The 14,366-nt window shown below is 68.0% G+C and carries 15 protein-coding genes; 8 read left to right on the forward strand and 7 right to left on the reverse strand.

Annotated elements, in window-relative coordinates; genetic code table 11:
* Position 1: 1 nt before the first annotated feature.
* The gene (locus ASE30_RS12325) at positions 2-505 is read left to right on the forward strand and encodes a 2-amino-4-hydroxy-6-hydroxymethyldihydropteridine diphosphokinase (RefSeq protein WP_057284603.1); all 504 of its coding nucleotides are present in this window, start codon (positions 2-4) and stop codon (positions 503-505) included.
* A gap of 121 nt (positions 506-626) precedes the next feature.
* On the opposite strand, the gene ASE30_RS12330 is transcribed toward ASE30_RS12325, so the two are convergent.
* Genes ASE30_RS12330 through ASE30_RS12345 form a run of 4 tightly spaced genes read right to left on the reverse strand, consistent with a single transcriptional unit; the run spans position 627 to position 4,444 of the window.
* A complete protein-coding gene (locus tag ASE30_RS12330) occupies positions 627-1,523 on the reverse strand; it encodes a sugar kinase (RefSeq protein ID WP_057284604.1) in 897 nt (298 codons plus the stop codon).
* Between the two features lie 40 nt (positions 1,524-1,563).
* On the reverse strand, positions 1,564-2,427 hold the full coding sequence (locus ASE30_RS12335) for a CoA ester lyase (RefSeq protein WP_057284605.1): 864 nt from the start codon (positions 2,425-2,427) through the stop codon (positions 1,564-1,566).
* Positions 2,424-3,617, reverse strand: a complete 1,194-nt coding sequence (locus ASE30_RS12340; protein ID WP_057284606.1) for a CaiB/BaiF CoA-transferase family protein — start codon at positions 3,615-3,617, stop codon at positions 2,424-2,426. The genes ASE30_RS12335 and ASE30_RS12340 overlap by 4 nt, the downstream gene beginning before the upstream one ends.
* Complete coding sequence (locus ASE30_RS12345; RefSeq protein ID WP_057284607.1) at positions 3,614-4,444, reverse strand: MaoC family dehydratase N-terminal domain-containing protein; 831 nt, start codon at positions 4,442-4,444, stop codon at positions 3,614-3,616. The genes ASE30_RS12340 and ASE30_RS12345 overlap by 4 nt, the downstream gene beginning before the upstream one ends.
* Before the next feature lie 149 nt (positions 4,445-4,593).
* Here ASE30_RS12345 and ASE30_RS12350 point away from each other — a divergent pair, with 149 nt between their 5' ends.
* Entirely contained in the window at positions 4,594-5,487 is an 894-nt protein-coding gene (locus tag ASE30_RS12350; RefSeq protein WP_057284618.1) for a LysR substrate-binding domain-containing protein, read from the forward strand.
* Positions 5,488-5,539: 52 nt separating this feature from the next.
* On the opposite strand, the gene paaG is transcribed toward ASE30_RS12350, so the two are convergent.
* The 3 genes from paaG to ASE30_RS12365 are packed head-to-tail and all read right to left on the reverse strand — an operon-like array spanning position 5,540 to position 8,678.
* Positions 5,540-6,346: a 2-(1,2-epoxy-1,2-dihydrophenyl)acetyl-CoA isomerase PaaG gene (gene paaG / locus ASE30_RS12355; protein ID WP_057284608.1), complete on the reverse strand. Its 807-nt coding sequence runs from the start codon at positions 6,344-6,346 to the stop codon at positions 5,540-5,542.
* Positions 6,343-7,455: an acyl-CoA dehydrogenase family protein gene (locus tag ASE30_RS12360; RefSeq protein ID WP_057284609.1), complete on the reverse strand. Its 1,113-nt coding sequence runs from the start codon at positions 7,453-7,455 to the stop codon at positions 6,343-6,345. Before ASE30_RS12360 ends, paaG begins: the two co-directional genes overlap by 4 nt.
* Before the next feature lie 32 nt (positions 7,456-7,487).
* Positions 7,488-8,678 (reverse strand): acyl-CoA dehydrogenase family protein, encoded by a 1,191-nt coding sequence (locus ASE30_RS12365; protein ID WP_057284610.1) that lies wholly within the window; start codon positions 8,676-8,678, stop codon positions 7,488-7,490.
* 240 nt (positions 8,679-8,918) lie between these two features.
* On the opposite strand from ASE30_RS12365, the gene ASE30_RS12370 reads away from it, so the two are divergent.
* From ASE30_RS12370 to ASE30_RS28500, 6 genes are all read left to right on the forward strand, one after another.
* Entirely contained in the window at positions 8,919-9,323 is a 405-nt protein-coding gene (locus tag ASE30_RS12370) for a Zn-ribbon domain-containing OB-fold protein (protein ID WP_057284611.1), read from the forward strand.
* Positions 9,320-10,492, forward strand: coding sequence for a thiolase (locus ASE30_RS12375; protein ID WP_057284612.1), 1,173 nt, complete (start codon positions 9,320-9,322; stop codon positions 10,490-10,492). The genes ASE30_RS12370 and ASE30_RS12375 overlap by 4 nt, the downstream gene beginning before the upstream one ends.
* Positions 10,493-10,509: 17 nt before the next feature.
* Positions 10,510-12,030, forward strand: a complete 1,521-nt coding sequence (locus ASE30_RS12380) for a class I adenylate-forming enzyme family protein (RefSeq protein ID WP_057284613.1) — start codon at positions 10,510-10,512, stop codon at positions 12,028-12,030.
* A 56-nt stretch (positions 12,031-12,086) separates the two neighbouring features.
* On the forward strand, positions 12,087-13,061 hold the full coding sequence (locus tag ASE30_RS12385; protein WP_057284614.1) for a tripartite tricarboxylate transporter substrate binding protein: 975 nt from the start codon (positions 12,087-12,089) through the stop codon (positions 13,059-13,061).
* Between the two features lie 19 nt (positions 13,062-13,080).
* Positions 13,081-14,046 carry a nitronate monooxygenase family protein gene (locus tag ASE30_RS12390; RefSeq protein WP_057284615.1) on the forward strand — a complete coding sequence of 322 codons (966 nt, stop codon included), beginning with the start codon at positions 13,081-13,083 and terminating at the stop codon, positions 14,044-14,046.
* Between the two features lie 192 nt (positions 14,047-14,238).
* Positions 14,239-14,366, forward strand: a 128-nt coding sequence (locus ASE30_RS28500; RefSeq protein WP_156407630.1) for a transposase, incomplete at its 3' end; no start/stop codon positions are given.

Genomic DNA, 14,366 nt, shown 5'->3' on the forward strand with positions numbered 1-14,366 from the left:
CGTGTCCCGCCCGCCCATCCGCGCCTACATCGGCCTGGGCGCCAATCTGGGCGACAGCGCGGCCACCCTGCGCCGCGTCCTCGCCGAGCTGCAAGATACCCCGGGCGTGGCGGCGGTGACCGCGTCGCCTTTCTACCGCAGCGCGCCGGTGGACGCCACGGGCCCGGACTTCGTCAACGCGGTTGCGGCGCTGGATACCGTCCTGCCGCCACTGGCCCTGCTGGATGTCCTGCAGGCGCTGGAAAACCAGCACGGCCGCCTGCGCCCCTACCGGAACGCCCCTCGCACGCTGGATCTGGATCTGCTGCTGCACGGCGACGCGCGGCTGGACCACGAACGGCTGACCCTGCCCCACCCCCGCATGCATCTGCGCGCCTTCGTGCTGCTGCCCTTGCGGGATCTGGCCCCCACGCTGGCGCTGGGGGGCAAGCCCATCGGCGAATGGATCGAAGCGATCCAGGATCAGGCGATCGAACGAATCACGGATTGGAACGTGGACGAATAGGCCGTGCGCGAATAGACCGCGGACGAACAGTGCGCGGACGAACTGGCCGCGGCCGAATGCACCACGGACGTGGAACCCAAGGAAGAAATGGACCGTGCGCTGCGTGCGCGCGGCCCGGCCATCACGCCTTCGGCGTGAACGCCATCACCGCGCGCTCGACGTCCTCGACGCGGGGCAGACCCGCCTCGTTGCCCAGATGCTGGATCTTGTGGGCCGACGCGGCGCGCGCGAAGGTGAAGTGCTCTACCCAGGGCAGATCGGGCCGGTTCAGGCAGGACCAGACATAGGCGCCGTGGAATACGTCTCCGGCCCCCGAGGTATCGACGATGCGCGCGCCGGGCACGTCCAGCGAAGGCAGCGTGTCGACCCGCCCCGTCTCGTCGTACCAGAGCATGCCGCGCTCGCCCATGGTGACGGCGCCGATGCGGCAGCCGCGCGCCTTCAGCAGGTCCAGCAGGCCTTCCGGCGTCAGGCCCATCTGTTCGCACATGCGTTCCGCGCACACGGCCACGTCGATGTAGCGCAGCAGTTCGTCGGTGTTTTCGCGCACGCCGCCGCCGTCCAGCGACGTCAGCACGCCGGCCTGCCGGCAGGCCCGGGCGTAATGCAGGGCGGCGTCCGGCTGATGGCCGTCCAGGTGCAGGACCCGGTAGCCGCCGATATCCAGCCTGGGGAAGTCATTCAGATATTCCACGTCACGCGCGCGCAGGATCGCGCGCTTGCCGTGGTTGGGCATGATGAACGACAGGGACGAACGGCGCACCTTGCGCGCATGCAGCGACACCCCGTGCGCGGCTGCCATGTCGGTGTACATGTGGCCCAGCCAGTCCGGCGCCAGCGAGCAGATCAGGTCGGGCGGCGAGCCCAGCCGCGCGCAGGCGAACGCGGCCGTGACCGCATTGCCGCCAAAGGACACGGCATAGTCGCGCGCCACGCTTTTCTGGTCGCCCGTGGGCCATTCGTCGGCCAGCACGGTGACGTCGATGTAGGTGTGTCCGATGAAGAGCGCATCGCTCATGGGCCTGCCTTATAAAGATTGAGCCGATCGCTCGCGTTCGTCAGGCGCCTGACGCGCGTGACGCGCCTGCCGAAGCACCCGCGGATTCTCCCGCCTGGGCCAGCACCAGGCGGGCGCGTGCGATGACGGGCGCGTCGACCATCTTGCCTTCCAGCATGAAGGTGCCCGCGGCGGTGTCGCGATGCGCGGCGATGACGCGCCGCGCCCATTCCAGTTCCTGCCGCGCCGGCACGAAGGCCGCATGGATGACCGGCACCTGCGTGGGATGGATGCACAGCATGCCGCCAAATCCCATCTGCTGCGCCCGGCCGGCCGCGGCGGCCAGCCCGGCCTGGTCCTGCACGCCGGGAAAGACGCCGTCCAGCGCGGGCGCCAGGCCGGCTGCCCGGGTATGCAGCAACACCTGCACCCGGGCGTGGTCCAGCACGGTTTCCGCGCCCGGCGTGTCGGGCGTCAGTCCCAGATCCAGGCCGTAGTCCAGGCTGCCAAACGCCAGGCGCGCGACGCCAGGCGTCGCGGCGATTTCGGCGGCGCTCAGGATGCCCTGGGCCGTTTCCAGAATGGGGATCACGGGCAATCCCGTCTGCGCGGCGTGCCGCACCTGCCCCAGGCTTTCTGCCTTGGGCAGCAGGATGCCGGTGACGCCGAGCTTGCCCCGGCAGGCCTTCAGGTCGTCGTCGTGCCAGGAGGTCGAGGCGTCGTTGATGCGCACCCACAGCCGCGCCTGGGGATGCATGCCCAGGAAATCGCACAGGGCTTCGCGGGCGGAAGCCTTGGCCAGGTGTTCGACCGCGTCCTCCAGGTCGACGATAACCGCGTCCGCGCCGGCGGCCAGCGCTTTGGGGATGCGCTCGGCCCGGGAGGCCGGCACAAACAGGGCGCTACGAACGACGGGATGCATCACACAACCTCCGAGGCATGGAATGTCGCGACCTGGTCGGGCGCGTATCCCAACGATGCTAGCACCGCATCGGTATTTTGGCCCACGGCGGGCACCGCGCCCATGCGCGGCGAGAAGGCGTTGCTGCTGGCGGGCGGCAGCAACGCGGGCAGGACGCCGGCGGGACTGTCCACCTGGCTCCAGCGGGCGCGGGCCTGCAGTTGCGGGTGGGCCCACACGCCCGCCATGTCGTTGACGCGCGCATTGGCGATCTGCGCGTCCTCCAGGCGGTCGGTCACCTGTTCGATGGACAGGCCGGCGAAGGCGGCCTCGATCAGCGCGCGCAAGGCGTCTCGATTGGCGGTGCGCAGTGAATTGGAAATGAAGCGCGGGTCTTCGGCCAATTCCGCCTGGCGCAGCACCTGGGCGCAGAAGACACGCCATTCGCGCTCGTTCTGCAGGCCCAGCATGATGGTGGAGCCGTCACCCACCGGGAATGGCCCATAGGGGTAGATGGAGGCATGGGCGGCGCCGGCGCGCACGGGCGGGGCCGAACCGTCGAAGGCGTAGTACATGGGAAACCCCATCCACTCGACCATGCTTTCCAGCATCGAAACGTCCAGGCGGCTGCCCCGCCCCGTCTTCTGACGCAGCAGCAAGGCGTTCAGGATGGCCGAGTAGGCGTACATGCCCGCGGCGATGTCCGCGATCGAGCAGCCGGCCTTGACCGGATCGTCCTTCGTGCCGGTCACCGACAGAAAGCCGCTTTCGCTCTGGATCAGCAGGTCGTAGGCCTTCTTGTCCTGGTAGGGGCCGCCCTCGCCGTAGCCCGAGATATCGCAGACGATCAGGCGCGGATACTTTTCCTGCAACGCCTCGAACGACAGCCCCAGCCGCGCGGCGGCGCCGGGGGCCAGATTCTGCACCAGCACGTCGGCGGTTTCCAGCAGGCGCTCCATGATGCCGCCCGCCTCGTCCCGCTTCAGGTCCAGCGTGAGGCTTTCCTTGGAACGGTTGGTCCAGACGAAGTGCGACGACAGGCCGCGCACGCGTTCGTCGTAGCCGCGGGCGAAATCCCCGCCGCCCGGCCGTTCTATCTTGATGACGCGCGCACCCATGTCCGCCAGTTGGCGGGTGCAGAAAGGCGCGGCGATGGCGTGTTCCAGGCTGATGACGGTAATGCCGTCCAGCGGGCGGGAGTCCTGCGTGCTCATTCGGTGAACCTCAATTCGGCTTGGTGGGCCAGCGTGCCGTCCTGCTCGGCCCAGAGCTGGGCCACGCCCGGCTCGGTCAAGCGGCCGGCCACCTGGAAGGGCGCGGGCGAAATCAGCGGGCGCAAGCCGCGGTAGGACAGATGCGTAAGGCGGGCTTTGGGATGGGCGCGGACGAAGGCGGCAACCATCTCGGTGGCAATGAGGGGGCCATGCACCACCAGCCCGGGGTAGCCCTCGACGCCGGTCACGTAGGGATGGTCGTAGTGGATGCGATGGCCGTTGAAGGTCACCGCGGAATAGCGGAACAACAGCACCGGGGTCGGATCGACGGCATCGCGCCATTGCGCCTGGGGCGCGGGCTCGCTGCCCGTCAGCTTGGGCGGCGATGGCTGGCGATAGACGATGTCCTGTTCTTCCAGGATGGCCACTTCGCCGGACTGCTGGTATTCATGGCGCACGGTCACGAACAGCAGGGAGCCGGTACGGCCCGATTTTTCCTTGACCTCGGCCACGGTGGACACCCGTTCGGCCGGCACGCCGACCTTCAGCGGCTGGCGGAACTCCACGCGGCCGCCGGCCCACATGCGGTTGCGGTCGTGCGCGGGCGGCAGAAAGCCGCCGCGCGACGGATGGCCATCCGTCCCCAAGCCGTCCATGCCCACCGTGCTGATGAAGAAAGCCCACTGCCACAGGGGCGGCAGGGGATCGCCCGGGGCAGGCACGGGACCACCCAAGGTGGCGGCGATGCGCGCGGCATGGCCGGGATCCATGGCGTCCGCCTTGCGTTCGCCACTGCCGATCCATGCTGCCGGATCTGTAGAAGTCATGCCGATATCCTTTGGTGGAGTTTTTGCAGCCTGAAGCATGCCCGCAAGCCGTCCCCGTTGTGAATTCGTTTTTCCTCAAGGCGGGGTTTGCGGCGCCTGAATCGGACATCCCGCCCGCCTCCGGCGCCGCGCGCCGTAAAATACGGACCATGCACTTCGATCTCGCCGACCTCCGACTGTTCATCCACATCGCCGAATCCCCCAGCCTGACCCAGGCGGCCAAGCGGGCGCACCTGTCCCTGGCCGCGGTCAGCGTCCGGATCAAGGCGCTGGAGAATCAGCTCAATTCCCGACTGCTCTACCGCGACAGCCGCGGCGTGGAGATCACGCCCGCAGGCCAGAAGCTGCTGCAGCATGCGCGGGTCATCATGCGGCAGGTGGATCACCTTAAGCATGACTTCCAGGAACAGTCGGATGGCGACACCGGCCACATCCGCATTTTCGCCAACACCACGGCGGTCACGGAGTTCATGCCGGACATCCTGGCGCAGTTTCTGTCCGGCCACCCCGGCGTCACGGTGGACCTGCAGGAAAGGCTGACGCGCGACATCGTGCGCGGCGTGCTGGACGGCACCACCGACCTGGGCATCGTGGCCGGCCCGGTCGATGCGCCCGAACTGCAGACCATCCACTTCAGCACCGACCGGCTCGTGCTGGTCGTGCCCAACGGCCATCCGCTGCAGGACCAGGACAAGGTCAAACTGGTGGATGCGGTGCGCTATCCGTTCATCACCATGCACGAAGGCTCCACCCTGGTGGCCTTCTTGCGCGACCAGCTCGAGCGCGTCGGCCAACGCCTGCCGCAGCGAATCCAGCTCTACAGCTTCGATTCGATCTGCCGCATGGTGCAGGCGGGCGTCGGCGTCGGCGTCATTCCCGATTCGGCGGCACGCCGTTATGGCGCCGACACCAAGCTGCGCGTGGTCGAGCTGGACGAACCCTGGGTCGTGCGCGAACGCAAGCTGCTGGTGCGCGACGTCGACGCCCTGCCCGGCTGCGCGCGCGACCTCATCGAACAGATCCAGTCCTCGCGCACGCCTTGAATCCGCGGCCAGCCGGCGGCAAGAAAGCTGCCTGCCCGGCCGCGGCCGCGCGTCACTTCCCCGTGAACGCCGGCGCGCGCTTTTCGGCAAACGCCCGCATGCCTTCCAGATAGTCGTCGGTGTAGCCCAGTTCGCGCTGCAGCCGGCATTCCATGTCGAACTGCTGCGCCAGCGTGTTACCGCTGGACGCATGCAGCGCCGCCTTGGTGGCCGCGTAGGCCCGGGTGGGCCCGGCCGCCAGCGTGCCGGCCACCTGGGCCAAGGTGTCCGCCAGCGCCGCGTCGGGCACCACCCGCCAGATCAGCCCCCAGGACTCCGCTTGCGCGGCCGTGACGGATTCGCCGAACAGGGCGGCGCCCATCGCGCGCGCCGACCCCACCAGCCGCGGCAGGAACCAGGTTCCTCCCGCGTCCGGCAGCAGGCCGATCTTGCTGAACGCCTGCACGAAGCGGGCGGACTCCACGGCGAACACGACATCACACGCCAGCACCAGGCTGGCGCCCGCCCCGGCGGCCACGCCGTTCATCACGCACACCACCGGCACGGGCAAGGCACGCAGGCGGTTGATGAGGGGCCGGTAGTTCTTTTCCAGCATGAGGCTCAGGTCGCGGCGCGAGCCGTCCTCCGCAGGCTTGCGCTCGCCCAGATCCTGTCCCGCGCAGAATCCGCGTCCGGCGCCGGTGATCACCAGGCCGCGCAAACCGGGGTCGGCCTCCATCAGGTCCAGCGCCCGCGCCAGCTCGGCGTGCATGACGTCGGTGAAACTGTTCATGCGTTCAGGGCGGTTGAGCGTGATGACGCCCACGCCCCGCTCCAGCGTGAAACGGATCTGCGTGAATTCGGGGTTCCCGGTGCTCATGCCAGCTCCTCCAGTATGGCCAACTGCTCGGCCGTGTCGCCCAGCAACTGATCCACCACGGTCAGGCGCTTGAAATAGTCGCCCACCTCCAATTCGTCCGTCATGCCCATGCCGCCGTGCAGTTGCACCGCCAGCTGCGCCACCAGCCGGCCGGCCCGCGCGGCCTCCAGCTTGGCCGACGCGATCATGCGGCGGCGCTGCGCGGCGTCGGGTTCGGTCAGGGCCGCCACCGCCACGTAGGCCATCGACAGCGCCAGCTCCTTGGCCACCAGCATCTCGGCCAGGCGGTGCTGCAAGGCCTGGAAGGACGCCAGCGGCTGGCCGAACTGCTTGCGCGTCTTCAGGTATTCCACCGTGATTTCCAGCAAGCGCTCCATGGCGCCCGCCGCATGCGCGCACAGTGCCGCCGTGCCCCACTGCAAAGCGTGGGCCAGGGCCTGGTCGGCGGCTTCGCCCTCGGCCAGCAAGGCCTCGGGCGGCAGGCCGACCGCGTCCATGTCCAGCCGCGCGCAGCGCGCGCCATCCAAGGTGGGCGTGTCCGTGACGCGCACGCCGCCCGCGTCCGCCGGCACCGCCAGCAGCACGGTCTGCCCTTGAGGACCGCGCGCGCTCACCAGCCAGGCCGTGGCGGCGGCGCCATGCCAGACCAGATGCTTGGCGCCGCTGAGCCACCAGCCCTCGGCGGTCCGCGCGGCGCGGCAGTCCAGCGGGTCCGTGTCGTAGCGGCGCCCGGGTTCCTGGTAGGCCACGCTGACGATGGCCTCGCCCGACGCAATGGCCGGCAGCCAGAGGCCACGCGCCGCGCCGCCGCAAGCGTCGATCAGCGCCGCGCCCATGACCGCGCTGGGGATGACCGGTTCGGACACGAGCCCGCGGCCCAGTTCGGCGTGCACCGGCAGCAGGCTGGCCGGCACTTCGCCGAAACCGCCGAAATCCTGGGAAATGTTCAGGCCGAGCACGCCCAGTTCAGCCAGCGCGCCCCAGGCTTGCGCGTCGAGCCTGCCGGCGGCCTGACGGGCGCGGCGCTGGGGGAAAGTCCATGCCTGGTCCACCAGGCGGCGCAGGCTGTCGGCCAGCATGCGCTGTTCTTCGGTATAGAGGAAATCCATGCGTCGTGTTCCTGTCGGGTTGCACACCGGGCCTACAGGCCCAGCACCAGGCGGGCGATGATGCCCTTCTGCACTTCGGTCGTGCCGCCGTAGATCGAGGTCTTGCGCATATCGGCGTAGCCCGCGCCCGCGGCGGCCGCCATCTCGGGCCCGGGTCCGTGGAAATCGTTGCCGGCCTGCAGCCAGTCCGGGTCGTAGGGCCAGGCGTCCGGTCCGGCGATCTCCATCTGCAGCATGGCCAGGTCCTGCTGGATCTCGGACCCGCGGATCTTCAGCACCGAGGCCTCCGGGCCCGGTGCGCCATCGTTGCTGGACGCCACGCGCAGCAGCAGCATCTCCAGCGCCATGATGTCCACCTCGATACGCGAGATGCGGTCGCGCAGGCGGCTGTCCGCCAGCAGGGGCCTGCCATGCGACTGCGCGCGCGCCGCCATGGTCTTCAGGATGCCCAGCTCGCGGTGGCAATGGCCCAGGCCGGCGATGCCGGTGCGTTCATGGCCGAGCAGATACTTGGCGTAGGTCCAGCCCTGGTTCTCTTCGCCCACCAGATTGGCCGCCGGCACGCGCACGTCTTCAAGCCAGACCTCGTTGACATCGTGGCCGCCGTCCAGCGTGCGGATTGGGCGCACGGTGACGCCCGGGGAGCGCATGTCCAGCAGCAGCATCGAGATGCCGCGTTGCGCGCGCGCATCCGGATCGGTGCGCGCCAGGCAGAACATCCAGTCGGCGTATTGCGCCAGCGTGGTCCAGGTCTTCTGGCCGTTGACCACGTAGTCGTCGCCATCGCGCACGGCGCGCGTTTTCAGCGACGCCAGATCGGACCCGGAACCCGGCTCGGAATAGCCCTGGCACCACCAGTCCTCCACCCGCAGCATGCGCGGCAGCAGACGGGCCTGCTGGTCGGCGCTGCCGTACTTCATCAGCACCGGGCCGATCATGGACAGGCCGAAGGGCAGCAGGCGCGGCGCGCCCGCCTTGAAGCATTCCACTTCGAAGATCAGGCGCTGCAGCGCATTCCATCCGGTGCCGCCGTGCTCGACGGGCCAGTTCGGCGCGCCCCAGCCCTGATCGGTCAGGATGTTGTGCCAGCGCACGTAGTCGTCGCGTTCCAGCCGCTGATGACGCAGCACCTTGGCGCGGATATCGTCCGGCAGCTTGGCGGCGGCGAAGGCGCGCACCTCTTCACGGAATTGGCGCTCTTCCGGCGTCCAGGTCAGGTTCATGGTCTACCTCCTTTGCCCGGTATCTAGCCACGGCCTGGACGCCCGGACAATCTGGCTCTTCCGAAGACGGGCTTCGCGCAGCGTGTAGGGCGCGGACCACTACAGGTTCGCAAAAGGCCTGCTTCAGCAATGAAGAATGGCCGAAGCGGCCCACACTGCCGACACTAGTGCCTGCCAACCCATGCGAGGTTCCTGTCCACAGGCCCTGGCATCCGTCATTCACTGGAATCCCATCGCATCATGACTGTTCCCGATCAGCAGGAATCCGTGCCGCAGGGCGTCGAGGCGCAGTACCGCCAGGCGCTCGACGACGGCAGGTTCCTTATCCAGCATTGCGGCGGCTGCGACCGCGCGGTGTTCTATCCCCGAATGATCTGCCCCCATTGCGGCGCGGACAAGCTTGCATGGACCGCGCCCGACGGGCGCGGCACCGTCTATTCCACCACCGTCGTGCGGCGCAAGCCCGACGCGGGCGGCGACTACAACGTGGCCCTGATCGACCTGCAGGAAGGTGTCCGGCTCATGAGCCGCGTGGAGGGCGTCGCGCCCGGTGCGGTGCATATCGGCATGGCGGTCCGCGCCCAGGTGGCCCGGCAGAACGGACAAGGACTGGTGGTGTTCGTACCCAACAAGGAGGCGCAATGACGCTGAACGATTTGCGCGGCGCCGTGGCGGTGGCCGGCGTGGGCCACGCCGGCCTGGGCCAGGCCACGGGCTATACCGATATGGAAATCCTGGTGCAGGCGGCGCAACGCGCCGTGGCGGACGCGGGCCTGACGATGCGCGACATCGACGGCATCTGCACGGCCAGCGTCGCCGCGCCCATGTGGGCCATGCCGGTGATCGAACACCTGGGCATCCGCCCCACCTTCATCGACAGCACCATGCTGGGCGGTTCCAGCTTCGTGGCGCACCTGCTGCCCGCGCTGCATGCGCTGGCCTCGGGCCAATGCGACGCGGTGCTGGTCTGCTACGGCAGCACCCAGCGCACGTCCACGCTGAGCCGCGCCGAGGTCGGGCGTGTGCGCAAGCAGTTCGATCCCCAGCCTTACGAAACCCCCTACGATCCGCTGAGCCCGCTGTCTTCCTATGCGCTGGCGGCGGCCCGCCACATGCATCAGTACGGGACGCGCCGCGAACATCTGGCGCAGGTGGCGCTGGCAGCCAACCAATGGGCGCAGTTGAATCCCGAGGCGCAACTGCGCGAACCCGCCACGCTGGATCAGATCCTGTCCGCCCGCATGGTGTCCGACCCCCTGAGCGTGCGCGACTGCTGCCTGGTCACCGACGGCGCGGGCGCCTATGTGCTGGTGCGCGCGGACCGCGCGCGCGACCTGCCCCGGCCGCCCGTCTATGTGCTGGGCAACGCCACGGCGGTGTGGAACCGGCAGATTTCCTCGATGGAAGACCTGACCGTGACCGCCGCCGCCGAATCCGGCCGCCGCGCCTTCGACATGGCGGGCGTGGCGCCCAAGGACATCGACGTCGTGGAGCTGTACGACGCCTTCACCATCAACACCCTGCTCTTCCTGGAGGACCTGGGTTTCTGCGCCAAGGGCGAAAGCAAGGATTTCATCGCGGACGGCGCCATCGCCCCCGGCGGCAGGCTGCCCGTCAACACCAATGGCGGCGGCCTGTGCTGCGTGCATCCAGGCATGTACGGCGTTTTCATCATGATCGAAGCCGTGCGCCAATTGCGCGGCGAAGGCGGCGCACGCCAGGTCGGCGGCGCGCAGCTCGCGCTCGTGCATGGCAACGGCGGCACGCTGTCCAGCCAATCCACCGCAATCCTGGGCACCCAGGCGACGCTTTGATTCGTACGGCAACTTCGATGTCTCACGCAGAATCCCACACCCGCATCCATGATGTGCTCGCATCGCAGGCGCGCCGGCAGCCCGGCGCCATCTGCCTGTACGAAGAAGGCGGCGGCACGCTGAGCTACGCGCAACTGTGGCAGCGCGTGCAGGACGTGGCCGGCTGGCTGCGGGACCAGGGCGTGCATCCCGGCCACCGCGTGATGATGGTGGGCGAGAACTGCTCGGCCATGATCGCGGCGCTGTTCGGATGCAGCCTGGCGGGCGCTTGGCCCGTGGGCGTGAACGCCCGCCTGTCGGCGCGCGAGACGGACACCATCCGTCAGCATGCGCAGCCTGAACTGCTGCTGTACACCACGGGCATCTCGCCCTCGGCGGCCGCCCATGCCGACGCCGCCGGCGCTGCTGACGCGGATCCGGCCGTCTGGGGGCCTGGCGTGCAGGCCGTGCGCGCGTCCCGGCCGACGCAGGCGGAAGCCGGCGAACTGGCGGCGGAAGTGGCCACCGTGATCTATACGTCGGGCACCACGGGCGCGCCCAAGGGCGTGATGGTGCCGCACCGGGGTCTGCTGCATTTTGCGCGGGTATCGGCGGAGTCGCGGCGCCTGGCGCCGCATGACATCGGCTATGCCGCGCTGCCCATGTCGCACATCTTTGGCATCGCGACCGTGCTGATGGCCACGCTGCACGCGGGCGCCAGCCTGGTGCTGCGCAGCCGTTTCGATGCGGCCGACGCCTTCAAGGCGCTGGAGCATCCAGGCGTCAGCATCCTGCAGGGCGTGCCGACCATGTTCAGCCGCATGATGGCCGTGGCCCCCCCGCGCGCGGAACTGCGCGCGCCCGCCCTGCGCTATCTCTACACCGGCGGCGCGGCGCTCGACCCGACATTGAAGCGCGATGCGCAGCGCTACTTCGGCGTGCCGATGCATCACGGCTACGGCATCACGGAGTACGCCGGCTCCATGTTCGTCACCGACATCGATGCGCCGCGCGACGATTGTTCCGCAGGCCATGCCGTTGACGGCGTGGAAATACGCATCGGTAGCCCCGATGCCGGCGTACCCGTGCCTGGCGAACGCGGCGGCATCCTGATCCGGGGCCCCGGCGTGATGCTTGGCTACTACCGCAGCCCCGAGCAAACCGCGCAGGCGCTGCTGCCCGGCGGCTGGCTCGACACGGGCGATATCGGCTTTGTCGACGCCGGAGGCGCGCTGTTCATCTCGGGACGTTCCAAGGACCTGATCATCCGCTCTGGGTTCAACGTCTATCCGATCGAGGTCGAGTCGGTGATCAACGCGTTCCCGGGCGTGCGCCTGTCGGCGGTGGTGGGCCGTGGCACCGCCGACCAGAACGAAGAGGTCATCGCTTTCGTCGAGCCCCTGCCCGGCGCCACGATCGACATCAACCTGCTGATGCTGCATCTGCGCGCGCAGTTGGCGCCGTACAAGCGGCCGGCGCGTATCGTCCCCATCGACACGATCCCCACCACGGTCAGCGGAAAGATCTTGAAGCAACCCCTGAAAGAAAGGCTGGCGTAGGCGCGGACAGACGTTCCGCTCCACGACCCGCCACTCATGCACAAGGAGACAAGAGCGTGAACATCAAGAACCTGTTTGCCGCGGCGACCGCCGTTGCCGCACTGGCCACCACCCACGGCGCGTGGGCGGAAGGCTATCCGGAACGTCCCATCCGCCTGCTGGTGGGCTATGCCCCGGGCGGCCCCGTGGACACCACGGCCCGCGTCTTCGCCAAGTATCTGGGCGACAAGCTGGGCCAGACGGTGGTGGTGGAAAACCGCGCGGGCGCCAGCGGCATGATTGCGTCGGACGCCACCGCGAAGGCCGCGCCCGACGGTTACTTGCTGGGCTTCGCGGCCAGTCCGACCCTGACCATGTCGCCGCTGGTGCAGCGCAGTACGCTGTTCGATCCGCGCAAGGATTTTTCATTGATCGGGCTAGTGGTGGACTATGCCAATGTGCTGCTGATCGGTCCGCAGATTCCGGCCAAGAATGTGGAGGAGCTGGTCGGTTATGCGCGTTCGCATCCCGACGCCGTGTCGTTCGGGTCGGCGGGCATCGGGGCATCCAATCACCTGTCCGCGGAGCTGCTGAAGAAGCAGTCGGAAGCCGCGATGCTGCATGTGCCCTATCGCGGCAACTCGCCGGCCATGATGGACGTGATCAGCGGCAAGGTGACGTTCATGTTCGACATCACCAGCACGGCCATCCCTTTCATCAAGAGCGGCAAGGCGCGCGCGCTGGCTGTCACCTCGAAGACGCGCAACCCTGAATTGCCGGACGTGCCGACGATGATCGAAGCCGGCATGAAGGACTATGAAGTGGTGGGCTGGTATGCGCTGGTGGGCCCGAAGAAGCTGCCCGATGCGGTGTCGGCGCGCCTGACGCGCGCGCTGGGCGAGGTGTCGAAGGACCCCGCTTTCCGCCAGGCGATGACAGAGGGCGGGTACGCCATCAATACCGGCGATTCCGCGGCCCTGCAAAGCCGCATCGACCGCGAGTATGCGCTTTGGTCGGACGTGATCCAAAGCGCCAACATTCAGGCCAACTGATCCTCACCGGAGCCCCACGATGAATCCTCCGCTTGCGCTGCACGCCCAGACCCGATTGCCAGTCATCGGCGCCCCTATGTTCCTGGTCTCGGGGCCGCAATTGGTGGTGGCGCAATGCGCGGCGGGGATCATCGGCACGTTTCCGTCGCTCAATGCCCGTCCGCAGGAGCGGCTGCACGACTGGATTACCCGCATCGAGGAGGGTCTGGCGGCGAAGCGCAAGGCCGATCCGGACGCCAAGGTGGCGCCGTACGGGGTGAATCTGATCGTCCATCCCAGCAATGAACGCTGGCAGGGCGATCTGGCGATCTGCGCCGAGCGGCGCGTGCCGCTCATCATTACTTCGCTGCAGGCGCCGGAGGCGGTGGTGAAGGCGGTGCATCCATACGGAGGTCTGGTCTATCACGATGTGACGAACGTGCGGCATGCGAAGCGGGCGCTGGACGCGGGGGTTGATGGGCTGATCCTGGTGGCGGCTGGCGCGGGCGGCCATGCGGGGCAGGTCAATCCGATCGCGCTGGTGAATGAGATCCGCGCGTTCTATGACGGGCCGCTGGCGCTGTCGGGTTGCATCAGCCACGGCAAGGACATTCTGGCGGCGCAGATCCTGGGCTGCGATTTTGCGTATATGGGCACGCGTTTTATCGCGACGCAGGAGTCGCTGGCGAACGAGGCGTATCGGGAGATGGTGCTGGAGGCACAGGCGGCGGATGTGACCTATACGCCGTATTTCTCGGGCGTGCCGGCGAACTATCTGTCGGCCAGTATCCGGGCGGCGGGGCTGGATCCTCTGGTGCTGGCGAAAGGGGGCGAGGCGCCGCCGGCGAATATGGACAAGAGTTCGCGGCCGAAGGCTTGGAAGGATGTTTGGAGCGCGGGGCAGGGAGTGGGGGCCGCGCAGGAGATCTTGGCTGTGGGGACGTTGGTGGAGCAGCTGTTGGTGGAGTATTTGGGGGCTCGGGAGGGGGTGGGTCGGGCGGGGTGATTGGTTCGTGGTGTTTTAGTGTTTTGAAGTTTTGGTGTTTTGGTGTTTTGGTTCGTTACTGCGGTATTGCTGGCGGGGGATGGAGTTTTTTTGACGCCTGGTATGGCGGGGGCCTGGGGGGTGCGGGGCTGCGATTGTGTAGTGGTCTAATTTTGGTAGACACCCAGTTAGGTTGAACCTAGGAGGTGGGTCATGACCAAGATTAGAAGACGCGTGTTTACAGCCGAGTTCAAGCTGGAAGCTGTTCGGATGGTCAAGGACAAGGGTTTCAGCGTGCCCGAAGTCTGCGCCTCTGTGGGGATTGGCGAGACAGCGTTACG

This window comes from Achromobacter sp. Root83 (assembly GCF_001428845.1).
Lineage (GTDB): Bacteria > Pseudomonadota > Gammaproteobacteria > Burkholderiales > Burkholderiaceae_B > Achromobacter.